Source organism: Azospira sp. (genome assembly GCF_030247495.1).
Classification (GTDB): domain Bacteria; phylum Pseudomonadota; class Gammaproteobacteria; order Burkholderiales; family Rhodocyclaceae; genus Azospira; species Azospira oryzae.
The window spans coordinates 297,879-319,409 of sequence record NZ_JAOTRW010000002.1; the positions used below are offsets into that span (position 1 = coordinate 297,879).

At 66.3% G+C, this 21,531-nt stretch carries 25 protein-coding genes; 7 read left to right on the forward strand and 18 right to left on the reverse strand.

What is annotated here, in order from left to right; genetic code table 11:
* The first annotated feature begins 30 nt into the window (after positions 1-30).
* Positions 31-741 carry a type 1 glutamine amidotransferase gene (locus OEL49_RS01340; RefSeq protein ID WP_014238256.1) on the forward strand — a complete coding sequence of 237 codons (711 nt, stop codon included), beginning with the start codon at positions 31-33 and terminating at the stop codon, positions 739-741.
* 66 nt (positions 742-807) lie between these two features.
* Here the strand turns inward: OEL49_RS01340 and OEL49_RS01345 are convergent, their stop codons facing one another.
* Genes OEL49_RS01345 through OEL49_RS01370 form a run of 6 tightly spaced genes read right to left on the reverse strand, consistent with a single transcriptional unit; the run spans position 808 to position 5,231 of the window.
* Positions 808-1,302: a YajQ family cyclic di-GMP-binding protein gene (locus tag OEL49_RS01345; protein WP_014238257.1), complete on the reverse strand. Its 495-nt coding sequence runs from the start codon at positions 1,300-1,302 to the stop codon at positions 808-810.
* A 12-nt stretch (positions 1,303-1,314) separates the two neighbouring features.
* Positions 1,315-1,629 (reverse strand): pyrimidine/purine nucleoside phosphorylase, encoded by a 315-nt coding sequence (locus OEL49_RS01350; RefSeq protein WP_014238258.1) that lies wholly within the window; start codon positions 1,627-1,629, stop codon positions 1,315-1,317.
* Entirely contained in the window at positions 1,629-1,850 is a 222-nt protein-coding gene (locus tag OEL49_RS01355; protein ID WP_014238259.1) for a DUF2788 domain-containing protein, read from the reverse strand. The genes OEL49_RS01350 and OEL49_RS01355 overlap by 1 nt, the downstream gene beginning before the upstream one ends.
* Positions 1,851-1,862: 12 nt before the next feature.
* Entirely contained in the window at positions 1,863-3,092 is a 1,230-nt protein-coding gene (locus OEL49_RS01360) for an argininosuccinate synthase (protein WP_014238260.1), read from the reverse strand.
* Positions 3,093-3,110: 18 nt separating this feature from the next.
* A complete protein-coding gene (gene argF / locus OEL49_RS01365) occupies positions 3,111-4,034 on the reverse strand; it encodes an ornithine carbamoyltransferase (protein ID WP_014238261.1) in 924 nt (307 codons plus the stop codon).
* Positions 4,035-4,058: 24 nt separating this feature from the next.
* On the reverse strand, positions 4,059-5,231 hold the full coding sequence (locus OEL49_RS01370) for an aspartate aminotransferase family protein (RefSeq protein ID WP_014238262.1): 1,173 nt from the start codon (positions 5,229-5,231) through the stop codon (positions 4,059-4,061).
* Positions 5,232-5,445: 214 nt separating this feature from the next.
* Between OEL49_RS01370 and OEL49_RS01375 the strand changes: the two genes are divergently transcribed.
* Positions 5,446-6,210, forward strand: coding sequence for a ParA family protein (locus tag OEL49_RS01375; protein ID WP_287873805.1), 765 nt, complete (start codon positions 5,446-5,448; stop codon positions 6,208-6,210).
* Between the two features lie 48 nt (positions 6,211-6,258).
* Here the strand turns inward: OEL49_RS01375 and OEL49_RS01380 are convergent, their stop codons facing one another.
* Positions 6,259-6,477, reverse strand: a complete 219-nt coding sequence (locus OEL49_RS01380; RefSeq protein WP_014238264.1) for a hypothetical protein — start codon at positions 6,475-6,477, stop codon at positions 6,259-6,261.
* A gap of 290 nt (positions 6,478-6,767) precedes the next feature.
* Here OEL49_RS01380 and OEL49_RS01385 point away from each other — a divergent pair, with 290 nt between their 5' ends.
* Positions 6,768-7,061: a DUF3579 domain-containing protein gene (locus OEL49_RS01385; protein ID WP_014238265.1), complete on the forward strand. Its 294-nt coding sequence runs from the start codon at positions 6,768-6,770 to the stop codon at positions 7,059-7,061.
* A gap of 146 nt (positions 7,062-7,207) precedes the next feature.
* Here OEL49_RS01385 and rpsT read toward each other — a convergent pair whose 3' ends face one another.
* Positions 7,208-7,474 carry a 30S ribosomal protein S20 gene (gene rpsT, locus OEL49_RS01390; RefSeq protein WP_014238266.1) on the reverse strand — a complete coding sequence of 89 codons (267 nt, stop codon included), beginning with the start codon at positions 7,472-7,474 and terminating at the stop codon, positions 7,208-7,210.
* A 171-nt stretch (positions 7,475-7,645) separates the two neighbouring features.
* Here rpsT and murJ point away from each other — a divergent pair, with 171 nt between their 5' ends.
* Positions 7,646-9,190 (forward strand): murein biosynthesis integral membrane protein MurJ, encoded by a 1,545-nt coding sequence (murJ, locus tag OEL49_RS01395; protein WP_287873806.1) that lies wholly within the window; start codon positions 7,646-7,648, stop codon positions 9,188-9,190.
* Between the two features lie 35 nt (positions 9,191-9,225).
* Complete coding sequence (locus tag OEL49_RS01400; RefSeq protein WP_014238268.1) at positions 9,226-9,855, forward strand: YbhB/YbcL family Raf kinase inhibitor-like protein; 630 nt, start codon at positions 9,226-9,228, stop codon at positions 9,853-9,855.
* Here the strand turns inward: OEL49_RS01400 and OEL49_RS01405 are convergent.
* Together OEL49_RS01405 and OEL49_RS01410 are read right to left on the reverse strand one after the other, a co-directional pair.
* Positions 9,845-10,990, reverse strand: a complete 1,146-nt coding sequence (locus OEL49_RS01405; protein WP_287873807.1) for a MalY/PatB family protein — start codon at positions 10,988-10,990, stop codon at positions 9,845-9,847. The two genes, OEL49_RS01400 and OEL49_RS01405, sit on opposite strands and share 11 nt — an antisense overlap.
* 2 nt (positions 10,991-10,992) lie before the next feature.
* Positions 10,993-11,385, reverse strand: a complete 393-nt coding sequence (locus OEL49_RS01410; protein ID WP_287873808.1) for a cupin domain-containing protein — start codon at positions 11,383-11,385, stop codon at positions 10,993-10,995.
* Positions 11,386-11,523: 138 nt separating this feature from the next.
* Between OEL49_RS01410 and OEL49_RS01415 the strand changes: the two genes are divergently transcribed.
* Positions 11,524-12,294: an SDR family oxidoreductase gene (locus OEL49_RS01415; RefSeq protein ID WP_287873809.1), complete on the forward strand. Its 771-nt coding sequence runs from the start codon at positions 11,524-11,526 to the stop codon at positions 12,292-12,294.
* A 65-nt stretch (positions 12,295-12,359) separates the two neighbouring features.
* Here the strand turns inward: OEL49_RS01415 and OEL49_RS01420 are convergent, their stop codons facing one another.
* The 8 genes from OEL49_RS01420 to OEL49_RS01455 form a co-directional block, all read right to left on the reverse strand.
* Positions 12,360-14,429: a sodium-translocating pyrophosphatase gene (locus tag OEL49_RS01420; RefSeq protein WP_287873810.1), complete on the reverse strand. Its 2,070-nt coding sequence runs from the start codon at positions 14,427-14,429 to the stop codon at positions 12,360-12,362.
* Between the two features lie 116 nt (positions 14,430-14,545).
* Positions 14,546-15,814, reverse strand: coding sequence for a 6-phosphofructokinase (locus OEL49_RS01425; protein ID WP_287873811.1), 1,269 nt, complete (start codon positions 15,812-15,814; stop codon positions 14,546-14,548).
* A 16-nt stretch (positions 15,815-15,830) separates the two neighbouring features.
* Entirely contained in the window at positions 15,831-16,484 is a 654-nt protein-coding gene (adk, locus tag OEL49_RS01430) for an adenylate kinase (RefSeq protein ID WP_014238274.1), read from the reverse strand.
* A 148-nt stretch (positions 16,485-16,632) separates the two neighbouring features.
* On the reverse strand, positions 16,633-17,412 hold the full coding sequence (kdsB, locus tag OEL49_RS01435; RefSeq protein ID WP_287873812.1) for a 3-deoxy-manno-octulosonate cytidylyltransferase: 780 nt from the start codon (positions 17,410-17,412) through the stop codon (positions 16,633-16,635).
* Between the two features lie 20 nt (positions 17,413-17,432).
* The gene (locus OEL49_RS01440; protein ID WP_014238276.1) at positions 17,433-17,609 is read right to left on the reverse strand and encodes a Trm112 family protein; all 177 of its coding nucleotides are present in this window, start codon (positions 17,607-17,609) and stop codon (positions 17,433-17,435) included.
* Positions 17,560-18,651, reverse strand: a complete 1,092-nt coding sequence (gene lpxK / locus OEL49_RS01445; RefSeq protein WP_287873813.1) for a tetraacyldisaccharide 4'-kinase — start codon at positions 18,649-18,651, stop codon at positions 17,560-17,562. The genes OEL49_RS01440 and lpxK overlap by 50 nt, the downstream gene beginning before the upstream one ends.
* Positions 18,652-18,654: 3 nt before the next feature.
* Complete coding sequence (locus tag OEL49_RS01450; protein ID WP_014238278.1) at positions 18,655-19,074, reverse strand: ExbD/TolR family protein; 420 nt, start codon at positions 19,072-19,074, stop codon at positions 18,655-18,657.
* A gap of 14 nt (positions 19,075-19,088) precedes the next feature.
* Entirely contained in the window at positions 19,089-19,694 is a 606-nt protein-coding gene (locus tag OEL49_RS01455) for a MotA/TolQ/ExbB proton channel family protein (RefSeq protein ID WP_014238279.1), read from the reverse strand.
* A 397-nt stretch (positions 19,695-20,091) separates the two neighbouring features.
* Between OEL49_RS01455 and xseA the strand changes: the two genes are divergently transcribed.
* Positions 20,092-21,492, forward strand: a complete 1,401-nt coding sequence (xseA, locus tag OEL49_RS01460; RefSeq protein ID WP_287873814.1) for an exodeoxyribonuclease VII large subunit — start codon at positions 20,092-20,094, stop codon at positions 21,490-21,492.
* Positions 21,493-21,531: the final 39 nt, after the last annotated feature.

Sequence of the window (21,531 nt, forward strand, 5' to 3'; positions counted from 1 at the left end):
GTCGCCATCCTTCCGCCCCATTTCCCTGCCATGCGTCCCGTTGCCATTTTTCGCCATACTCCGACAGAAGGTCCGGGCTATTTTGCCACATTCCTGGAAGGCCACGGCATCGCCTGGGAGCTGATCCCCGTGGATGCCGGCGCCCCCGTGCCGGCCTCGCCGGAGGCCTATGCCGGCCTCTGTTTCATGGGTGGCCCCATGAGTGTGAACGACCCCCTGCCGTGGATCGACCATACCTGTGCCCTGATCCGCAGCGCCGTCGCTGCCGGCATCCCGGTGCTGGGGCACTGCCTCGGCGGCCAGCTCATGGCCAAAGCCCTGGGCGGCCGGGTGACGCCTAATCCAATCAAGGAAATCGGCTGGGGCACAGCCCGCATCGAGGAGGGTGAAATTCCCGGCCACTGGTTCAACGGCCTGGGGGGCGAAGTCACCGTTTTCCAGTGGCACGGCGAAACATTCTCCCTGCCGCCCCAGGCCGTGCGCCTGCTCACCAACGATTTCTGCGCCAACCAGATGTTCGCCCTGGGGCCCCACCTGGCCATGCAGTGCCATGTGGAAATGACGCCGGAGCTGATCGCCACCTGGAGCAGCGACTGGGCGGACGAAGCCCGGGCCGCCGCCCGGCATCCTGCCGGCCAGACGCCCGAGCAGATGGTGGCCGAAATCGAATGGCGCCTGCCCGCCATGCGGCAGCTGGCCGACCGTCTGTACGGGGCCTGGATCGCCAACCTGCGCCGCTGACAGGACTACGGCAAAAGAAAACGGCGCCCGCGGGCGCCATTTTTCATGCAGGCGGAGAACGCCGGTTCAGTCGCGGAAATTGCCGTACTTGATGGGGAAGTCGGTAATGGACTTCTTCACCAGGGCAATGGCTTCCTGCAGCACATCGCGCTTGGCGCCGGTGACGCGCACCGTGTCGCCCTGGATGGCGGCCTGCACCTTGAGCTTGGAGTCCTTCACCAGCTTGACGATCTTCTTCGCCAGCTCGCTCTCGATGCCGATCTTGATCTTCAGGTCCTGCTTCACCTTGTCGCCGGAGACCTTCTGCACGGCCTGCTGGTCCAGACGCTTGACGCAGTCCGGCTCCTTCTTTTCCATTTCGGGAAAGAGGATGGTCTTGATCTGGTCGAGCTGGAAGTCGGAGTCGCCGTAGACCGTGATGACCTTGTCCTTCTCGTTGAGCTCCACCTTGGCGGTGGTGCCCTTGAAGTCGTGGCGGCCGACGATCTTCTTGCCGGTGGCATCGACGGCGTTCTTCAGCGCCACCATGTCCACTTCAGAGGAAAAATCGAAAGACGGCATGACGATCCTCGCTTAACCGAAGTAGCAGACGTAGTGGTAGGGCTCGCCGGTCACTTCGATGTCGAAGCTGGAATTGCCCGGCACGTTGAAGGACTCACCGGCACCGGAGGTCTTCCATTCCGTCTCGCCCTTGAGGCGATAGCGGCAGGCACCGGCCACGGTTTCCATGACTTCGGGAGCGCCGGTGTTGAAGGTCAGGCTGGCGGGCAGGATCACGCCCACGGTCTTCTTGGAGCCGTCGGCAAAAATCACGGTGTGGCTGACGCACTTGCCGTCGAAGTAGACGTTGGCGGCCTTGACCACGGAAACATTATCGAATTGAGACATCAGATTCCCCACAATTTCTGGATGAAGGTCTTGGAGATGAAGCCGAGCATCCCCAGAGACAGCACGAAAAACAGGACGAAGGTACCGACCTTGCCGGCCTTGGACTTGTAGGCCAGCTCGCCGATGATGAACAGCATGTAGAGGATGAAAGCCCCGATCCCGAAAGTGACGCCGAATTCGGAGATCTGGGCTTCCGTAAAGCCGAAGAGGGTGCTTTCCACCAAACCCTCCGCTTAACCCTTGCGTGCCTTGAGGTTGGCGGCGATGCGCATGCGCAGGGCGTTGAGCTTGATGAAGCCGCCCGCATCCTTCTGGTCGTAGGCGCCGGCATCGTCCTCGAAGGTGGCGATGGTCGGGTCGAACAGGGAGTCGGTCTTGGAATCGCGGCCGACCACGATGACGTTGCCCTTGTACAGCTTGAGACGAACGGTACCGTTCACGGTCTGCTGGGTGTGGTCGATCAGGGTCTGCAGGGCCTTGCGCTCGGGCGCCCACCAGTAGCCGTTGTACACCAGGCTGGCGTAGCGGGGCATGAGGTCGTCCTTGAGGTGGGCGACTTCCCGGTCCAGGGTGATGGATTCGATGGCGCGGTGGGCGCGCAGCAGGATGGTGCCCCCCGGGGTTTCATAGCAGCCGCGGGACTTCATGCCGACGTAGCGGTTTTCCACCAGGTCCAGGCGGCCGATGCCGTGCTTGCCGCCCAGCTCGTTGAGCTTGGCCAGCAGTTCGTGGGCCTTCATGTTCTGGCCGTTGATGGCCACCAGGTCGCCCTGGACGAATTCCAGATCCAGGTATTCGGCGGCATCGGGAGCGTTCTCCGGGGAGACGGTCCAGCGCCACATGTCTTCCTCGGCCTCGGCGGCGGGGTTCTCCAGGTGACGGCCTTCGTAGGAGATGTGCAGCAGGTTGGCGTCCATGGAGTAGGGAGAACCGCCCTGCTTGTGCTTCATTTCCACAGGGATGCCGTGCTGCTCGGCATAGGCCAGCAGCTTCTCGCGGGACAGCAGGTCCCATTCGCGCCAGGGGGCGATGACCTTGACGCCGGGCTTGAGGGCGTAGGCGCCCAGCTCGAAGCGCACCTGGTCGTTGCCCTTGCCGGTGGCGCCGTGGGAGATGGCATCGGCACCGGTCAGGTTGGTGATCTCGATCAGGCGCTTGGCGATCAGGGGGCGGGCGATGGAGGTGCCCAGCAGGTACTCGCCTTCATAGACGGTGTTGGCGCGGAACATGGGGAAGACGAAGTCGCGCACGAACTCTTCGCGCAGGTCGTCGATGAAAATGTTCTCGGGCTTGATGCCGAACTTCAGGGCCTTGGTGCGGGCCGGTTCCAGTTCCTCGCCCTGGCCCAGGTCGGCGGTGAAGGTCACCACTTCGCACTGGTAGGTATCCTGCAGCCACTTGAGGATGACGGAGGTGTCGAGGCCGCCGGAGTAGGCGAGAACCACTTTCTTGATGTCGCTCATGATGCTTCCCTGCAAAGATTAAGAATTGACGCGGCCCAGGAGCAGATACTCCATCAGGGCCTTCTGGGTGTGCAGCCGGTTCTCCGCCTCATCCCAGACTGCGGACTGGGGACCGTCGATCACTTCGGCGGTCACTTCCTCGCCACGGTGGGCCGGCAGGCAATGGAGGAAAATGGCGTCGGACTTGGCGATACGCATCATGTCGCCGTCGACCTGCCAATCGGCGAAGTCCTTCAGGCGTTCCTCGTTTTCAGCTTCGAAGCCCATGGAGGTCCACACGTCGGTGGTGACGATGTCGGCCCCCTTGGCCGCTTCCATGGGATCGCTAAATTGCTCGAAATTGGCGGTGCCATAGAGGCCCGCCCGTTCCGCCTCCACCTCATAGCCCGGGGGCGTGGAGACGTGGACGTTGAAGTCCAGCACTTCGGCCGCCTGCAGCCAGGTGTTGCAGACGTTGTTGGAATCGCCGATCCAGGCCACGGTCTTGCCCTGGATGGGGCCCCGGTGCTCGATGTAGGTGAAGATGTCGGCCATGATCTGGCACGGGTGGTATTCGTTGGTCAGGCCGTTGATCACCGGCACCCGGGAGTTGGCAGCGAAGCGCTCGATGATCTCCTGCTCGAAGGTGCGGATCATGACGATGTCGCTCATACGGGAGATGACCTGGGCCGCATCTTCCACCGGTTCGCCGCGGCCCAGCTGGGAATCGCGGGTGTTGAGGTAGATGGCGGAACCGCCCAGCTGCTGCATGCCGGCCTCGAAGGAGAGGCGGGTACGGGTGCTGGCCTTCTCGAAAATCATCACCAGGGTGCGATCGGTCAGGGGCCAGTACTGCTTGTAGTTCTTGAACTGGTCCTTGATCCAGCGGGTGCGCGCGAACAGGTAGTCGAACTCTTCCCGGGTGAAATCCTTGAACTGCAGAAAATGCTTGATTGACGACATAGTGGTCTCCCCTCCCCGACTGCCTCAGGCCGTCAGGAACTCCTTGATCAGGGCGGCCAGGCGCTGCACCAGCTCCTGGGTATCCGCCGCGCTGAAAGTCAATGCAGGCAACAGGCGCACCACCTTCTCGGCGGTGACGTTGATCAGCAGGCCGGCCTCCAGGCCCTTGGCCACCAGTTCACCGCAGGGACGGTCCAGCTCGATGCCCAGCATCAGGCCCTTGCCGCGAATCTCCACCAGGCCGCCGACACCGGCCAGGGCTTCACTGAGCCCGCGACGGATGGCCTCGCCCTGGGCCACGGCGTTTTCCCGCAGCTTTTCTTCCTCGATGCAGGCGATGGTGGTCAGGGCCGCGGCACAGGCCAGCGGATTGCCGCCGAAGGTGGAGCCGTGGTTGCCCGGCTTGAACAGACCGGCAGCCTTGCCGGCGGTCATGCAGGCGCCGATGGGCACACCGGAGCCCAGGCCTTTGGCCAGGGTGGCCACGTCGGGCAGGATGCCGGCGTGCTGGAAGCCGAACCAGGTGCCGGTACGGCCCATGCCGCACTGCACTTCGTCGCACATCAGCAGCCAGTCCTTCTCGTCGCACAAACTGCGCAGGCCACGCTGGAATTCGGGGTCAGCCACATGGATGCCGCCTTCGCCCTGCACCATTTCCAGCAGCACGGCCACCACATTCGGATTCAGCTCGGCGGCGGCGCGGATGGCGTCCAGGTCGTTGTACGGCACCCGCACGAAACCGGAGACCAGGGGCTCGAAGCCGGCCTGGGCCTTGCGGTTGCCGGTGGCCGACAGGGTCGCCAGGGTGCGGCCGTGAAAGGCCTTTTCCATGACGATGATGACCGGCGCATCGACGCCCTTCTGATGGCCGAAGAAGCGGGCCAGCTTGATGGCGGCCTCGTTGGCTTCGCAACCGGAGTTGCAGAAAAAGACCTCTTCCATGCGGGAAAGCCCGGCCAGACGATCGGCAAGCTCCTCCTGCAGGGGAATCCGGTATAGATTGGAGGTGTGCAGCACCCGAGCCGCCTGGCTGGCGATGGCATTGACCAGCTTGGGATGGTTGTGACCCAGGGTATTGACGGCGATGCCGGACAGGGCGTCCAGATAACACTTGCCGTCGGTATCGTAGATCCGGTTCCCCTCGCCATGGCTGAAAGCCACCGGCAGGCGGGCGTAGGTATTCATCAGGTGGGGCATGACCTTGCCTTGAAGTGACGGGCGAGGGGCGCGAGAATGACAAACGGCGGCCAGTGCCGCCGCCGTGGCGCCCCCGTACCCGGTGCTGTGCTGTAGTGAAAAGCCCAGAAATACGGGGTTGCTAAAGGTTGAATACTAAGCGAAAAACGCCGCCTTGTATAGGCGACACCCGGCCCGAGAGTGCCGTAAAACCTAGACCGAACAGGACTCCAACATGCCCCGGCTGGCGATCTTCAACCAGAAAGGCGGCGTCGGCAAGACGACCACCACCCTCAACCTTGCCGCCGCCAGCATCCGCCACAACCGCCCGCCCCTGCTCCTGGACCTGGACCCCCAGGGACACCTCTCCAGCATCCACGGCGGCGCCCCCAACCAGGTGGAGCACACCCTCTATTCCTTCTACCAGGACAACCGCCCCCTGGGCGACCTGGAACAGCCCTGGCCGGAGATCGGCACCCTGATCCCCTCGCACCAGCAGCTGATCAAGGTGGACTCCATCTACGGCAAGGGCCCCACCATCCTCAACAAGCTGCGCCTGGGGCTCAACCACCTGGAAGAGAGCAAGGGCGAACGGGTCACCCTGATCGACTGCTGCCCCTACGTGGGCGTCCTGGCCCTCAACGCCATCTTTGCCGTGGAACGGGTGCTGATCCCCGTCTCCACCGACTTCCTCTCGCTCCAGGCCGCCTTCCACATGGCCCGCACCCTGGACATCCTGGAGCCGGTGCTGAAGCGGCGCGTGGCGCGGCGCTACGTGCTCACCCGTTTCGACAGGCGCCGACGCATGAGCGAGGACATCCGCCAGCGCCTCTGCGCCGCCTTCGGCGACGAGGTCTGCCGCACCGCCATCTCCGAGAACGTGGCGGTCGCCGAAAGCCCCTCCCTCAACCAGGACGTGTTCACCCACTCCTTTGCCAGCAACGGCGCCCAGGACTACCTGGCCCTGCATGACGAACTGCGGGGCAGCGACTTCCTCTGAAATGCAAAAGGGCGCCGCAGCGCCCCTCGTTACCGGAATACCGTCCGCTCAACCGGACAGCAAATCCACCACCTCCTCGAAGCTGGCCCCGGCCCGGCCGGTCACCGCCAGACGGCGGGCCTCCAGCACCTCGCAGTCCCGGTACATCTGGCGCAGCTTGCGCTGGGCTTCACCCTCATCGCGTCCCTGAATGGTCAGATGATCCACCACCGCACCGGTACGGGTGCGGATGCGGAAACTGAACTTGGTGAAAAAGACGGGCGTCACGACGACCCCCTTTAATTCAATGGGATGGGATGCAGTATATGCACAGACATTTAACTATGCAACGCACCACCATAATTTCATTGAACATTCTCGAAAGCAAAACCTGCCGACACCCGCTCCCGGGAAAATCCGCCCGCCGCCAGCGACGACGAATGCGGCATTTCTGCTAGAATGCTTGGCGGCGCACGGAGGAGCCTCCCCGCCGATGCAGTCGGACATCATCCCGACATCCACACCACCCCGACCGGCACCCACAAGGCACCGGCGAGTCGATAAGAATACGTGGAGACATGACAACAGACGCAGCCCCCAACTTCATCATTGTCGGCCTGACCCGGGAGGGGCGAAAATTTCGCCCCAGCGACTGGGCTGAACGCCTGTGCGGCGTCATGTCTGCCTTTGGCGCCGAAAAGAAGATGAAATACTCCCCCTTCGTCGGCCCCTGTACCTTCCAGGGCGAAAAAGCCGTGTTCGTGGACGCCCAACTGGGCCGCCTCGAACCCATGGCCTACAAGTTCATGCTCAACTTTGCCAACGACAACGAACTGCAGGTCGTCGAAGGCGCGGAACGCCCCCACAACTGACGCTCCGGTATCGGCCGGCATCCCGCCGCCGAAGCACGCTTACTCCACACCCGACACCAGCAAGACCACGAATACCGGCTCCCCGGGAGCCAGAAAACAAAAACGGCACCCGCAGGTGCCGTTTTTTTCATCCGGAGACCGGGAGATCAGGCAGCCAGGGCCTTGATCGCAGCGGACAGGCGGCTCTTGTGACGGGAGGCCTTGTTCTTGTGGATGATTTTCTTGTCGGCAATACGGTCCAGAACGGCGACGGATTGCTGGAATACGGTTTGTGCGGCAGCCTTGTCGCCGGCCAGAACGGCCTTCTGGACGCGCTTGATAGCCGTACGCAGCGTGGAGCGCAGGCTGGCATTGTGAGCGCGTTGCTTCTCGGACTGGCGCGCGCGTTTGCGGGCTTGAGCGCTGTTGGCCATGAATTCTTCCTGAAAACGGGGGTTAATCGAAAGGGCGCGAGTTTACCGGTTCGTCAGGAAAAAGGCAAGCACTACATGCAATTGACCTTTTCGCCCCGCCCGCGGCCCGGGGACGGGCTAATATAGCGCCTTCGCCACGCCGCCGGCACCCCGGCCCCACGCTTCCCGTCTATGAATCTGCTTCGCGCCCTGGTCACCGTCAGCGGCATGACCCTGCTCTCCCGCCTGCTCGGCTTCGTCCGGGACTTCGTCATCGCCCGGGCCTTCGGCGCCGGCCTGGCCACCGACGCCTTCTTCGTCGCCTTCAAGCTGCCCAACCTGCTGCGCCGCCTCTTTGCCGAGGGGGCCTTCTCCCAGGCCTTCGTCCCCATCCTGGGGGAATACAAGAATCGCCGCGGCGAGGAAGAGGCCCGCCATCTGGTGGACCGGGTCGCCACCCTGCTCTTCCTGATCCTGACCCTGGTCACCGCCCTCGGCGTTGCCGGCGCCCCCATCCTGGTCTACATCTCCGCCCCCGGCTTTGCCGCCGAGGCGGAAAAGTTCGAACTGACGGTGACCCTGACCCGCATCACCTTCCCCTACATATTGTTCATGTCCCTGGTGGCCCTGTCGGGGGGCATCCTCAACACCTGGAGCCGCTTTGCCCTGCCGGCCTTCACGCCGGTGCTGCTCAATGTCAGCTTCATCGCCCTGGCCCTCTTCGCCACGCCCTGGTTCGACCAGCCGGCCCTGGTGCTGGGCTGGGCCGTCTTTGTCGGCGGCGTGCTGCAACTGGGACTGCAACTGCCGGCCCTGCGCCGCATCGGCATGCTGCCCCGCTTCCGCTTCGACTGGAAGGACGAGGGGGTGCGCCGCATCCTGCGCCTGATGGCCCCGGCAGTACTCGGCGTCTCGGTCAGCCAGGTGAGCCTGCTCATCAACACCGTGTTCGCCTCCTTCCTGCAGAGCGGCTCCGTCTCCTGGCTCTACTACGCCGACCGGCTCATGGAATTCCCCTCCGGCCTGCTGGGCGCCGCCCTGGGCACCATCCTCCTGCCTTCCCTGGCCAAGTACCACGCCGACGGCAAGGGTGAGGACTATGCCCGCCTGCTCGACTGGGGCCTGCGTCTGTGCCTGCTGCTGACCCTGCCGGCAGCCCTGGCCCTGGCCATCCTGGGCGTCCCCCTGATCGCCACCCTCTTCCACCACGGCGCCTTCACCGGCGCCGACGTGTTCCACACCCGGGACGCCCTGGCGGCCTACGCCGTGGGCCTCACCGGCCTGATCCTGGTCAAGGTCCTGGCGCCCGGCTTCTACGCCCGGCAGAACATCCGCACCCCGGTGAAGATCGCCCTGGCCTCCCTCGGCGCCACCCAGGCCATGAACCTGCTCTTTGTCGTCATCTTCGACCTGGGACATGCCGGCCTGGCCCTTTCCATCGGCCTGGCCGCCTGCCTCAACGCCTTCCTGCTTTATCAGGGCCTGCGCCGGCACGACATCTACCGACCCCAGGCGGGCTGGCTGCCGTTCCTGCTGAAGCTGCTGGCGGCCCTGGCGGTGCTCGGCACCGCCCTGTGGCTGGGCATGGGCCGGGAGGCAGACTGGCTGCTCTATTCCACCCTGCAACGCCTGTTGCATCTGGGAGCCCTGGTGGCCGGCGGCATCTTCGCCTACTTCGCCACCCTTTATGCTCTTGGCTTTAGAATGAGGGACTTCAAACGCCGGGCCGCGGAATAGTCCGACGACCGGCACTTTTCAAGGAGGAGTGCAACGTGAAACTGGAAAGCAAGAGCTTCAGCGACGGCCAGCCGATTCCCGGGGAATTCGCCTTCTGTATCCCCCACGCCCAGCACCACGTTTGCCTCGGGGGTAATCACAACCCCCACCTCCGCTGGAGCGACGTGCCCATCGGCACCCGCTCCTTCGCCCTCATCTGCCACGACCCCGACGTGCCGTCCACAGGCGACGACGTGAACCAGGAAGGCCGCAGCGTGCCGGCCGACCTGCCCCGGGTGGATTTCTTCCATTGGGTGCTGACGGACATCTCCGCCATGCGCCGGGAAATCCGGGCCGGCGAGTTCTGCAGCGAAGTGACGCCCCGGGGCAAGCCCGGCCCCGCCAGCCTGGAAGGCAGCCGCCACGGCATCAACGATTACACCGGCTGGTTCGCCGGCGACGGCGACATGAGCGGCGACTACTACGGCTACGATGGCCCCTGCCCGCCCTGGAACGATGCCCTGCGGCACCGCTACGTATTCACCATCTACGCCCTGGACGTGGAACAGCTGCCGGTGACGGGCCGCTTCAGCGGCGCCGACCTGCGTCAGGCCATGGAGGGCCACATCCTGGCCCAGGCCCAGCTGACCGGCACCTACAGCCTCAACCCTGCCCTCAAGGCCTGAACAACCGCCCCATGCGCTCCAGGGCTGCCTCCAGGGTGGCCCCGGGGCAGCCGAAATTGAGACGGACAAAACCGGGGGCGCCGAACTCCCGGCCGTCCGACAGCCCCACGCCGGCGGCCTCGAAAGCCCGGGCCGGCTCCTCCAGGCCGCTCTGCCGCGCGTCGATCCAGGCCAGATAGGTGGCTTCCGGCGCCACCATCTCCAGCCCCGGCCAGCCGGCCACCGCCTGCACCACCCGCTCCCGGTTCTGCCGTAGATAGGCCAGCAGGGCCTCGCGCCACGGCTCGCCATGGGCGTAGGCGGCACCGCAGGCGGCCAGTCCCAGCACATTGACATGTGGCACGATGCCCGCCATGGCCCGGGTGAAGCGGCGACGGATGGCGCTGTCGGGAATCACCGCGAAGGCGCAGGACAGCCCCGGGATGTTGTAGGTCTTGGAGGGCGCCATGAGGGTGACGCTGCGCCGGGCGGCTTCGGCGTCGAGGCAGGCGAAAGGCAGGTGGCGGGCGCCGGGTTCCAGTTGCAGGTCGGCGTGGATTTCGTCGGAGCAGACCAGCACGTCGTAACGCCCGCACAGCTCTGCCACCGTCTCCAGTTCGCTCCGGCTCCAGGCCCGGCCCACCGGATTGTGGGGATGGCAGAGGAGCAGCAGGGACGGCCGGGGATCGGCCTGCAGCGCCGCTTCCAGGGCTGCGAAGTCCCAGCACCAGCGCCCCTCCTGGCAGTGCAACGGCACCGTGGCCAGGCGCCGCTCCGACAGGGCCGGAGCGGAGAGGAACGGCGGATAGACGGGCACTGCCGAGAGCACCGTCTCCCCCGGCCCCGCCAGGCCCCGGCAGGCCACGTTGAGGCCGGTGACCAGTCCGGGCAGCCACACCAGCCACTCGGCCTGCACCTGCCAGCCGTAATCCCGGTCCAGGGCCTGCAGCACACTCCCGGTCACCTCGGGCGTGGCCCCGCCGTAACCGAAGACGCCGTGATCCACCCGCTGCCGCAGGGCTTCCAGCACCGCCGGCGGTGCCGCGAAATCCATGTCGGCCACCCACAGGGGCAGCACGTCCCGGCCGGCGTAGCGGCCCCACTTGAAGCTGTCGCTGCCCCGGCGCTCCACCGGGGTATCGAAATCGAAGGCCATGGTCAGACGCCGCTCCCCGCTTCCGCTTCCAGCAGTTCCGTATCGTCGTGGCGGTAGGCCGGGCTGCAGGCGCACAGCACCACCAGGGGCTGGTCGCCGCTGTTCTCCAGGGCATGGGCGGTGCCCGGGGCGATATGCACGGTATCGCCGACGGCGATGAGGAAACGCCGCTCCCCCAGGATCATGACGCCGTGGCCGGCGGTGACGTGGTACAGCTCCTCGCTCAGGCGGTGCCGGTGCAGCAGGGTGCGCGTTCCCGGCGGCACCGTGGCCTCGGCCAGGCTCTGCTGGCGGTTGCCGTGGACGTCGGGATGCATCAGTTCGCGGATTTCCGAGCCGTCCTTGGTGCGGTAGGCGGGAATGTCGGCGCGGGCGGTATGAAAGACAGGGCTCATGGCGGCAGTCGGGCGTGGCGGAGGAAGCATGCTGCCACAGACCCGCCCCCCGGGGAAACGCCCATGGACGCCGCCGGTCCGGCCCGCTAAGCTGGGCCGGCGGGGCGATAGCCGCCCCATGACACAAGGAGTCAGCCCATGCACAAGACCCTCCTCATCACCGGCGGTTCCCGCGGCATCGGTGCCGCCACCGTGCGCCTGGCGGCCCGGGCCGGCTACGCGGTGTGCTTCAGCTACCGCCAGGATGCGGCGGCGGCGCAACAGCTGGTGGCGGAAGTGACCCGGGAGAGTGGCCGGGATAGTGGCCGGGAAGGCGCGCCGATATTGGCTTTCCAGGCCGACATCAGCCGTGAAGAGGAAATCCGGGCCCTCTTCGCCGCGGCGGAACAGCGGTTCGGCCCCCTCACAGCCCTGGTCAACAACGCCGGCATCCTGGAGCACCAGACCCGGGTCGAGGACATGGACGGGGATCGCCTGCAGCGCATCTTCGCCACCAACGTCACCGGCACCTTCCTCTGCTGCCGGGAAGCAGTGCGCCGCCTGTCCACCCGCCATGGCGGCCACGGCGGCGCCATCGTCAATCTTTCCTCCCGCGCCGCCCGCCTGGGCGCGGCCGGGGAATACGTGGACTACGCCGCCTCCAAGGCCGCCATCGACACCCTCACCCTGGGTCTGGCCCGGGAGGTGGCGGCAGAAGGCATCCGCGTCAATGCGGTGGCTCCCGGCCTCATCGACACCGACATCCATGCCAGCGGCGGCGAGCCGGGCCGGGTGGAGCGGCTGCGAACGGGCATTCCCATGCAGCGGGGCGGCACACCGGAGGAAGTGGCCAAGGCCATCCTCTGGCTGCTGTCGGAAGACGCCTCCTACACCACCGGCGCCATCCTGGACGTGGCCGGCGGCCGCTAGTCCGCCGCCGGCACGGCCATGAAAAAAGGCGGCCGCAGCCGCCTTTTGCTTGCCGGAGGAAAGCCTCAGGCCATCAGTTTCACCACCAGGGGCACGATCAGCAGGGCCACGATGTTGATGATCTTGATCAGGGGATTCACCGCCGGGCCGGCGGTGTCCTTGTAGGGGTCGCCCACGGTATCGCCGGTGACGGCTGCCTTGTGGGTATCGGAACCCTTGCCGCCGAAGTGGCCGTCCTCGATGTACTTCTTGGCGTTGTCCCAGGCACCGCCGCCGGTGGTCATGGAGATGGCGACGAAGAGACCGGTGACGATGGTACCCATGAGCACCCCGCCCAAAGCCTTGGGACCGAGGAAGAGGCCCACCAGCACCGGCACTGCCACGGGCAGGATGGAGGGAATGATCATTTCCTTGATGGCGGACTTGGTCAGCATGTCCACCGCCCGGGAGTAATCGGGCTTGGCCGTGCCTTCCATGATGCCCTTCACTTCGCGGAACTGGCGCCGCACCTCCTCCACCACCGAACCGGCAGCCCGGCCCACGGCCTCCATGGCCATGGCGCCGAACAGGTAGGGGATCAGGCCGCCGATGAAGAGGCCGACGATCACCATGTGGTCGGAAAGGTCGAAGGAAAGCTTGAGGCCTGCCGTCTCCAGGGCGTGGGTGTAGTCGGCGAACAGCACCAGGGCGGCGAGGCCGGCGGAACCGATGGCGTAGCCCTTGGTCACGGCCTTGGTGGTGTTGCCCACCGCATCCAGGGGATCGGTGACACCGCGCACGGAGTCGGGCAACTCGGCCATTTCGGCGATGCCGCCGGCGTTGTCCGTGATGGGGCCGTAGGCGTCCAGGGCGACGACGATGCCGGTCATGGAGAGCATGGAGGTGGCGGCGATGGCGATGCCGTAGAGTCCGGCCAGGCCGTAGGAGACCAGGATGGCGACGCACACCGAGAGCACCGGCAGGGCCGTGGACTTCATGGACACCCCCAGGCCGGCGATGATGTTGGTCGCATGGCCGGTCTGGGAGGCCGAGGCCACGTGCTTCACCGGCGCATAGTCGGTGCCCGTGTAGTACTCGGTGATCCACACCAGCACGGCGGTCAGCACCAGGCCGACGACGGAGGCGCCGAAGATGGCATTGACGCCGATGACCTTGCCGTCCGCCAGGGGCACGCCTTCCGGCAGCATCCAGGTGGTGACCGGGTAGAAGGCGATCAGGGCCAGCACGCCGGCCACCGCCAGGCCGCGGTAGAGGGCGGCCATGATCTTGCCGCCTTCCGTGGTCTTGACGAAGAAGCAGCCGATGATGGAGGCGATGATGGAGACGCCGCCCAGGGCCAGGGGATAGACCACCAGGTTGTCGTTGGCCGCCGGCACGCCCTTGAGCATGAGGGCGCTCAGCACCATGGTGGCCACCACGGTCACGGCGTAGGTCTCGAACAGGTCGGCCGCCATGCCAGCGCAGTCGCCCACGTTGTCGCCCACGTTGTCGGCGATCACGGCGGGGTTGCGCGGGTCATCTTCCGGAATGCCGGCTTCCACCTTGCCCACCAGGTCGGCGCCCACGTCGGCGCCCTTGGTGAAAATACCGCCACCGAGACGGGCGAAGATGGAGATGAGGGAGCCGCCGAAGGCCAGGCCCACCAGGGGCTCGACGATGTGGTGGATTTCCGTGCCGGGCGCAGCGCCGGCCTTGAGCACGGCGTAGTAGCCGGCCACCCCCAGGAGCGCCAGGCCCACCACCAGCATGCCGGTGATGGCGCCGCCCTTGAAGGCCACATCCAGGGCCGGAGCGATGCCGCCCCGGGCAGCCTCGGCGGTGCGCACGTTGGCCCGCACCGAGACGTTCATGCCGATGAAGCCGGTGGCACCGGAGAGCACGGCACCGATGAGGAAACCGATGGCGGTGCTCCAGGCGAGAAAAATGCCGATGACGACGAACAGCACCGCACCGACGATGCCGATGGTGGTGTATTGCCGGTTGAGATAGGCGGATGCCCCCTGCTGGATGGCCTTGGCGATTTCCTGCATCCGCTCGTTACCGGCGGGCAGGCTGAGGATCCACTTGCTGGAAATGGCGCCGTAAAGCACCGCCAGCACCGCACACACTAGCGCTAACAACAGACCTGATGACATGAACTCCCTCCTAGATAGTGGTAAAGCTCAGGCCGTTCGGGCGATGGTCCGTCCTTACGGTCCGGTTTGCTACAGAGAAACAAACCTTTCCTGCCGCGCCGGGGCGATGCTGGGTCTTACACCTTGAACTCTCCCAGCTGCCGGGGCACGGCAATATTCTTCAGACTGACGTAATCGGGCAGGCCGTGCCGGTAGGGCGGATAGTCCTCCCCTTCGATCAGGGGCGCCAGGTAGGCACGGCACTTGTCGGTGATGTGGAAACCGTCGGCGCTGATGAAATCCGCCGGCATCTTGCGTTCCACATTGGCCACGTCCTTCAGTTCGGCCACGCCCACTTCCCAGCGGTAGGGCGCGTCAGCGAGGCGCTGCACGGTGGGCATCACCGCATTGCGTCCGGCCACGGCCAGCTCCACCGCCGCCTTGCCCAGGGCATAGGCCTGGTCGGCATCGGTCTTGGAGGCGATGTGACGGGCGGCCCGCTGCAGGTAGTCGGCCAGGGCCCAGTGGTACTTGTGGCCCAACTTGTCCTTGATCAGCTGGGCGATCCACTGGCCGGCGCCGCCCAGTTGGGAATGGCCGAAGGCATCCTTGCCGCCCTGCTCGGAAACGAACTTGCCGTCGGCCGTCTTCAGGCCTTCGGAAACGGCGATGGCGCAATAGTCGTAGCGGTCCACGCACTGCTGCACCCGGGCCAGGAAGGCGGCCTCGTCGAAGGGCACTTCGGGGAACAGCAGGATGTGGGGCGGCTGGCCGGAATCGGCCCCGCTGCCGGAAGCCAGGCCGCAGGCGGCGGTGATCCAGCCGGCATGGCGGCCCATGACTTCGAGGACGAAAATCTTGGTGGAAGTGCGGGCCATGGAGGCCACGTCCAGCCCCGCTTCGCGGATGGAGGTGGCGACATACTTGGCCACGGAGCCGAAGCCCGGGCAGCAGTCGGTGAGAGGCAGATCGTTGTCCACCGTCTTCGGTACGCCGACGCAGATGAGCGGGTGGCCCATCTTCTCGGACAGCTGGGAAACCTTCCAGGCGGTGTCCATGGAATCGTTGCCGCCGTTGTAGAAGAAATAGCCGATGTCGTGGGCGCGGCAGACCTCGATCAGGCGCTCGTACTGGGCCCGGTGCTCTTCGATGGACTTGAGCTTGTAGCGGCAGGAGCCGAAGGCGGCTCCCGGGGTGGTGCGCAGCCGGGCGATGTCCGCGGGGGACTCCAGGCTGGTGTCGATCAGGTCTTCGGTGAGGGCGCCGACGATGCCGTTGCGCCCGGCGAAGACCTTGCCGATTTTGTCCGGATGGGCCCGCGCCGTCTCGATGACGGCGCAGGCGGAGGCGTTGATCACGGCGGTGGGCCCGCCGGACTGGGCGTAGAAGGCGTTTTTCACCGCCATGGTGATCCGCCTCCCCTTACTTCAGCGCTGCGAAAGCCGCGTTCTTGATGTCTTCCACGGAACCGACGCCGGCGATCTTGCGGTACTTGGGGGCGTTGGCGTCGCCGGTGGCGGCCCACTTGCCGTAGTAATCCACCAGGGGCTTGGTCTGGGAGTGATACACGTCCAGGCGCTTCTTGACGGTTTCTTCCTTGTCGTCGTCGCGCTGGATCAGGTCTTCACCGGTTTCGTCGTCCTTGCCGGCCACCTTGGGCGGGTTGAAGGTGACGTGGTAGGTGCGGCCGGAGGCCACATGCACGCGACGGCCGCTCATGCGGGAAATGATGTCGCTGTCGGGCACGTCGATTTCCAGCACGAAGTCGATGGCCACGCCGGCAGCCTTCATGGCTTCGGCCTGGGGAATGGTGCGGGGGAAACCGTCGAACAGGTAGCCGGCCTTGCAGTCGTCCTGCTGCAGGCGGTCCTTCACCAGACCGATGATGATGTCGTCGGAAACCAGGCCGCCGGCGTCCATCACCTTCTTGGCTTCGATGCCCAGGGGGGTGCCGGCCTTGACGGCGGCACGCAGCATGTCGCCGGTGGAAATCTGGGGGATGCCGAATTTTTCGCGGATGAATTGGGCCTGGGTGCCCTTACCGGCGCCGGGAGCGCCGAGGAGAATCAGTCGCATGGAGTCCTCGGAATGTGTGCGATGACGTGATGTCAGTCAGAAGTGCGTTGATTGAATTTATGTTTTTGTACAGGTCTGGCGCTGTTCTGGCGGCGGCCTTGGGGAAGCCGCTGGGGTTGTGTTCACCCCTCTTTTTAAGGAGCGAAAATTACTCGGAAATTCCTTCTCGGTCAAACCATTTGCGCATGCGCACCGCATCTTCCGGGGTATCCACGCCGGGGGCCGGCAGGCTGTCGGAAATGGCCACGCTGATGCGGTAGCCGTGCCACAGGGCCCGCAGCTGCTCCAGGCATTCGAACTGCTCCAGGGGCGAGACGGCAAGGCCGGAGTAGGCCTTGAGGAAGGCGGCCCGGTAGGCGTAGAGGCCGATGTGGCGGTAGGCGGGGAAGTCCGTCGGCAGGGTTTCACCGCCGCCTTCCCGGGCGAAATGGTCCCGGGCGTAGGGGATAGGCGCCCGGGAGAAATACAGGGCGTCGCCGTCGGCCTTGCACACCAGCTTGACGATATTGGGATTGAAGAACTCGGCGGCCTCGGACAGGCCGTGGCCCACGGTGGCGATGTCGGCCCCGCTCTCGGCCAGGCGGTTCGCCGTGGCGGAAATCAGTTCCGGCTCGATGAGGGGCTCGTCGCCCTGCACATTGACCACCAGGGTGTCGTCGCTCCAGCCCTGCAGGGCCACCACTTCGGCCAGCCGGTCGGTGCCGGTGGGATGGTCGTCCCGGGTCAGCAGCACATTGAGGCCGTGGGCCCGGCAGGCCGCCTCCACCTCCCGGTGGTCGGTCGCCACCCAGATTTCCTCGGCGCCGGAAAGGGCCGCCCGTTCTGCCACCCGCACCACCATGGGCTTGCCGCCCAGGTCCAGCAGGGGCTTGGCCGGCAGGCGGGAGGAAGCGTAGCGGGCGGGAATGACGACCTTGAAGCGTTGCATGGCGGGATTCCGGGCAGGGCTCAGTTTTCGTCCTGGCCCAGGGTGCGGGCTTCTTCCTCGAGCATGATGGGAATGTCGTCCCGCACCGGGAAGGCCAGCTTGCAGGGCTTGCAGACCAGTTCCTTCTGCTCCTTGCGGTACTCCAGACTACTCTTGCACACCGGGCAGACCAGGATGTCCAGCAACCGTGCGTCCATTGATTTTCTCCAGAACAAAAGCGGATAGGTCGGGGGTCAGCTGGGCGTCCACCGGCAACACCCAGGCTTCGCCCCCGTAGATGGCCGCGCATTTTACCCCATCCTTGGCGGTGGTAAGGAGCACGCCGTCCCGGGCGAAGGCCAGGTCGGCGGCGGTGTAGGCGTGGTGGTCGGGAAAGGCCCGGGCCTCCACCGTCAGACCCAGTTCGGCCAGGGTGCGGAAAAAGCGCTGGGGATGGCCGATGCCGGCCACGGCGTAGAGCCGCTTGCCGGCCAGGTCGGCGGCGCTGCATTGCCGGGACGGGTCCTGCAGGGCATGGAACGATGCGGGCCGCAGGTCCATGCGGAACAGGGGCGGCGTCGCCGCCTTGGCGGAGAAGAGCAGTTCGGCGGCCATGCCGTTGCCCACCACCGCATCCACCTGGGCCAGGCGCTGCCGCGGCTCCCGCAGGGGGCCCACCGGCAGCAGGCGGCCGTTGCCCAGGCCGCGCACGTCGCACACGGCGATTTCCACGTCCCGGGCCAGGCGGTAGTGCTGCAGGCCGTCGTCGCAGAGGATCAGGTTGCAATCGGGGGATGCCGCCAGCAGGGCCCGGGCCGCCGCCGCCCGGTCCCGGCCGATCCATACCGGACAGCCGCTTTCCCGGGCCAGCAGCAGGGGCTCGTCGCCCACCTGTGCGGGCGTCGCCTCGGGGCTGACGGCCGCCACGCCTTCCTGGACGCTACCGTAGCCGCGGCTGACGATGCCCGGACGCAGGCCGGCAGCCCGCAGCTGCCGGGCCAGATAGAGGGTCAGGGGAGTTTTGCCGGCACCGCCGACGATGATGTTGCCCACCACCACCACGGGCACCGGCAGGCGCGCCGACCCCAGCCAGCCGTGGCGGAACGCCAGGCGGCGCAGGGCCGTCAGGCCCCGGAACAGCCAGGAGATGGGGGTCAGCAGGTTGAACAGCAGGGTGTCGAACCAGGCCGGGGCGCCATCACCCCGGCGCGGCAAGGCGCCGCGAAACCAGAACTTCTGCAGTCGCGGGCCTAGGGCCATGCCTTATTTCTGGGGCGCCTGGGTGGCGAAGGAGATGCGGGGATAGCCGGCGCTCTGGGCCGCCTGCATCACGTCCACCACGCTCTGGTGGGTGGCCTTGGCGTCCGCATTGATGACGATGACCGGGTCCTTCTGGCTACCGGCGGCCCGGCGCAGGGCCTCGGCGATGACCGGCACGTCGGGCGTGCTCAGGGGCGACTTGTTGACCAGCACCTGGCCGCTGGCGGTGACGGCCACGCTGACTTCCTGGGGCTGCTCCGGATTCTGGGAGGAATCGGCGGTGGGCAGATTGATTTCCAGGCCGGAGAACTTGGCGTAGGTGGTGGTGAGCATGAGGAAGATGATGATCACCAGGAGCACGTCGATCAACGGAATCAGGTTGATCTCCGGCTCCTCCCGGTGGCGGCCTTGACGGAATTGCATGATCGGGCGCCCGTTCAGTTACGTTCGCCGTGGACCACTTCCACCAGCTTCACCGCCTGCTGCTCCATCTCGATGACGAAGCTGTCCACCAGGGCGCGGAAGTGGCGCCAGAAGATCATGGCGGGAATGGCGATCACCAGGCCGAAGCCGGTGTTGTAGAGGGCGATGGAAATGCCGTGGGCCAGCTGCATGGGGTTGGCACCGGTGGGCGCCTGGGAGCCGAAGATCTCGATCATGCCGACGACGGTGCCGAAGAGGCCCATCAGGGGGCTGATGGAGGCGATGGTGCCGAGGGTGGTGAGATAGCGCTCCAGCTCGTGGGTGACGCCGCGGCCGGCTTCCTCGATGGATTCCTTCATCACTTCGCGGCTGCTCTTGACGTTGCGCAGGCCGGCGGCCAGCACCCGGCCCAGGGGCGAACCCTGCTCCAGGGCGTTGATGGCGGCTTCATTGACGGTTCCCTGGCGCACTTCGCCGACGACCCGGGCCAGCAATCCTTCGGGAGCCACCTTGCTGCGGCGCAGGGCCACCAGACGTTCGATGATGAGGGCAAGGGCGATGATGGATGCGAACAGCAGGGGCCAGATGGGCCAGCCAGCAGCCTGGATGATGGCGAACACGGAACCTCCGAAGGGTCTTTTTAAGCCCGCAACTTTAGCCTGCCCCTCATGCTTCGGGCAAGTCCCGCCCGCCCGGCGGCAGCCCCGCCGGATCGTCCCTTTGCCCGGCCCGCCCCGGGCCCGGCATCCCGGAGGAATTTTCCACCGGCATGGCAGGCGCGGGGCGGGCTTATCCCGGCTTATCCACAAAACCTGTGGATAACTTTGTGGATAGCCTGTCATCAAATTGTCTAAGTCGGGCTGGGACAAGGGTTTTTCTTGCTCTGCCGCAAAAAGGGGCACTCCACAACAATTCATTTAAAAACATGGAGATAAGATAAATCCAGAACAGGCAAGGGATATTTTTCCGCCGTTCCCCCCGGCTCGGCGGCGGGCCGGCTGACGTAAAATGGCGCCCATGCCCGACTACCCTGCCCGTCCCGCCTATTCCCCCGCCCGCCAGGAGCCCTTTGCCGCCGACGGCAGCCGGGAAGTGATCAGCGTCAGCAGCCTCAACCGCCTGGCCCGGCAGCGGCTGGAATCCGCCTTTCCCCTGTGCTGGGTCAGCGGCGAAATCTCCAACCTGACCGTGGCCGCCTCCGGCCACGCCTATTTCTCCCTCAAGGACCCCCAGGCCCAGGTGCGTTGCGTCATGTTCCGCAACAAGGCCCAGACCCTGGGTTTCCGCCTGGAGAACGGCCTCCAGGTGGAGGCCCGGGTGCTGGTCTCCCTCTACGAGCCCCGGGGCGACTTCCAGCTCAATGTGGAAGGCATGCGCCGGGCCGGCCAGGGCGACCTCTACGAACGCTTCCTGCGGCTCAAGGCCAAGCTGGAGGCGGAAGGCCTCTTCGCCGCCGAGCGCAAGCGCCCCCTGCCCGCCCATCCGCGCACCCTGGGCATCGTCACCAGTCCCCAGGCCGCCGCCCTGCGCGATGTGCTGACCACCCTGGCGCGGCGGGCGCCCCATGTGAAGGTGGTGCTGTACCCCACCCTGGTCCAGGGCGAGGAGGCGCCGCGCCAGATCGCCGCCGCCATCGAGACCGCCGCCAGCCGCCGGGAATGCCAGGTGCTGCTGGTGGTGCGCGGCGGCGGCAGCATCGAGGACCTGTGGGCCTTCAACGACGAAGGCGTGGCCCGGGCCATCGCCGCCTGCCCCATGCCCGTGGTCAGCGGCGTCGGCCACGAGACCGATTTCACCATCGCCGACTTCGCCGCCGACCTGCGCGCCCCCACCCCCACGGCCGCCGCCGAACTGGCCAGCCCGGACCGGGATGCGCTGCGCGACCACCTGCAACGCCTCGCCGGCCAGTTCTCCCGCCGCATGCACCGCCGCCTGGAGGAAGCCCAGCAGCGCCTGGACTGGACCGCCCGCCGCCTCAAGCACCCGGCCGAACGCCTGGCCCTGCAGCAGCAGAATCTCCATGCCCTGGGCCAGCGCCTGCAACACGCCCTGGGCCGCCGCCTGGAACGGGCCGGCTTCGATCTGGAGCGGGCCCGCCAGCGCCTGCGCCTGGCCCGGCCCCAGCCGGGGGCCCAGGCCGCCCGCCTGGACGCCCTGCAGCGCCGCCTGGCCAACGCCCAGCAGCGCGCCCTGCAGACCCGCCGCGGCCAGCTGGAGCGCCTCGCCGCCGGCCTCACCCACCTCAATCCGGAGGCCGTGCTGTCCCGGGGCTATGCCATCGCCTTCGACCAGCAGGGCCAGGCGGTCCACGATGCCGGGGCACTGGCGGCGGGCCAGCGCCTGACCCTGCGCCTGCACCGGGGCGAACGCCAGGTGGAAGTGCGGGGCGAATCCGACAGCGCCGCCGGAGCGAACTGAACAATCCCGGGGAACCGCCGCCGACTTGCGTTGTCTGTG

Bases quoted from the DNA above. Each gene is read 5' to 3' on its own strand.
- OEL49_RS01340 (WP_014238256.1), top strand. From the start codon at position 31: ATGCGTCCCGTTGCCATTTTTCGCCATACTCCGACAGAAGGTCCGGGC.
- OEL49_RS01345 (WP_014238257.1), bottom strand. From the start codon at position 1,302: ATGCCGTCTTTCGATTTTTCCTCTGAAGTGGACATGGTGGCGCTGAAG.
- OEL49_RS01350 (WP_014238258.1), bottom strand. From the start codon at position 1,629: ATGTCTCAATTCGATAATGTTTCCGTGGTCAAGGCCGCCAACGTCTAC.
- OEL49_RS01360 (WP_014238260.1), bottom strand. From the start codon at position 3,092: ATGAGCGACATCAAGAAAGTGGTTCTCGCCTACTCCGGCGGCCTCGAC.
- argF (WP_014238261.1), bottom strand. From the start codon at position 4,034: ATGTCGTCAATCAAGCATTTTCTGCAGTTCAAGGATTTCACCCGGGAA.
- OEL49_RS01370 (WP_014238262.1), bottom strand. From the start codon at position 5,231: ATGCCCCACCTGATGAATACCTACGCCCGCCTGCCGGTGGCTTTCAGC.
- OEL49_RS01375 (WP_287873805.1), top strand. From the start codon at position 5,446: ATGCCCCGGCTGGCGATCTTCAACCAGAAAGGCGGCGTCGGCAAGACG.
- OEL49_RS01385 (WP_014238265.1), top strand. From the start codon at position 6,768: ATGACAACAGACGCAGCCCCCAACTTCATCATTGTCGGCCTGACCCGG.
- rpsT (WP_014238266.1), bottom strand. From the start codon at position 7,474: ATGGCCAACAGCGCTCAAGCCCGCAAACGCGCGCGCCAGTCCGAGAAG.
- murJ (WP_287873806.1), top strand. From the start codon at position 7,646: ATGAATCTGCTTCGCGCCCTGGTCACCGTCAGCGGCATGACCCTGCTC.
- OEL49_RS01405 (WP_287873807.1), bottom strand. From the start codon at position 10,990: ATGGCCTTCGATTTCGATACCCCGGTGGAGCGCCGGGGCAGCGACAGC.
- OEL49_RS01410 (WP_287873808.1), bottom strand. From the start codon at position 11,385: ATGAGCCCTGTCTTTCATACCGCCCGCGCCGACATTCCCGCCTACCGC.
- OEL49_RS01415 (WP_287873809.1), top strand. From the start codon at position 11,524: ATGCACAAGACCCTCCTCATCACCGGCGGTTCCCGCGGCATCGGTGCC.
- OEL49_RS01420 (WP_287873810.1), bottom strand. From the start codon at position 14,429: ATGTCATCAGGTCTGTTGTTAGCGCTAGTGTGTGCGGTGCTGGCGGTG.
- OEL49_RS01425 (WP_287873811.1), bottom strand. From the start codon at position 15,814: ATGGCGGTGAAAAACGCCTTCTACGCCCAGTCCGGCGGGCCCACCGCC.
- adk (WP_014238274.1), bottom strand. From the start codon at position 16,484: ATGCGACTGATTCTCCTCGGCGCTCCCGGCGCCGGTAAGGGCACCCAG.
- kdsB (WP_287873812.1), bottom strand. From the start codon at position 17,412: ATGCAACGCTTCAAGGTCGTCATTCCCGCCCGCTACGCTTCCTCCCGC.
- OEL49_RS01440 (WP_014238276.1), bottom strand. From the start codon at position 17,609: ATGGACGCACGGTTGCTGGACATCCTGGTCTGCCCGGTGTGCAAGAGT.
- lpxK (WP_287873813.1), bottom strand. From the start codon at position 18,651: ATGGCCCTAGGCCCGCGACTGCAGAAGTTCTGGTTTCGCGGCGCCTTG.
- OEL49_RS01450 (WP_014238278.1), bottom strand. From the start codon at position 19,074: ATGCAATTCCGTCAAGGCCGCCACCGGGAGGAGCCGGAGATCAACCTG.
- xseA (WP_287873814.1), top strand. From the start codon at position 20,092: ATGCCCGACTACCCTGCCCGTCCCGCCTATTCCCCCGCCCGCCAGGAG.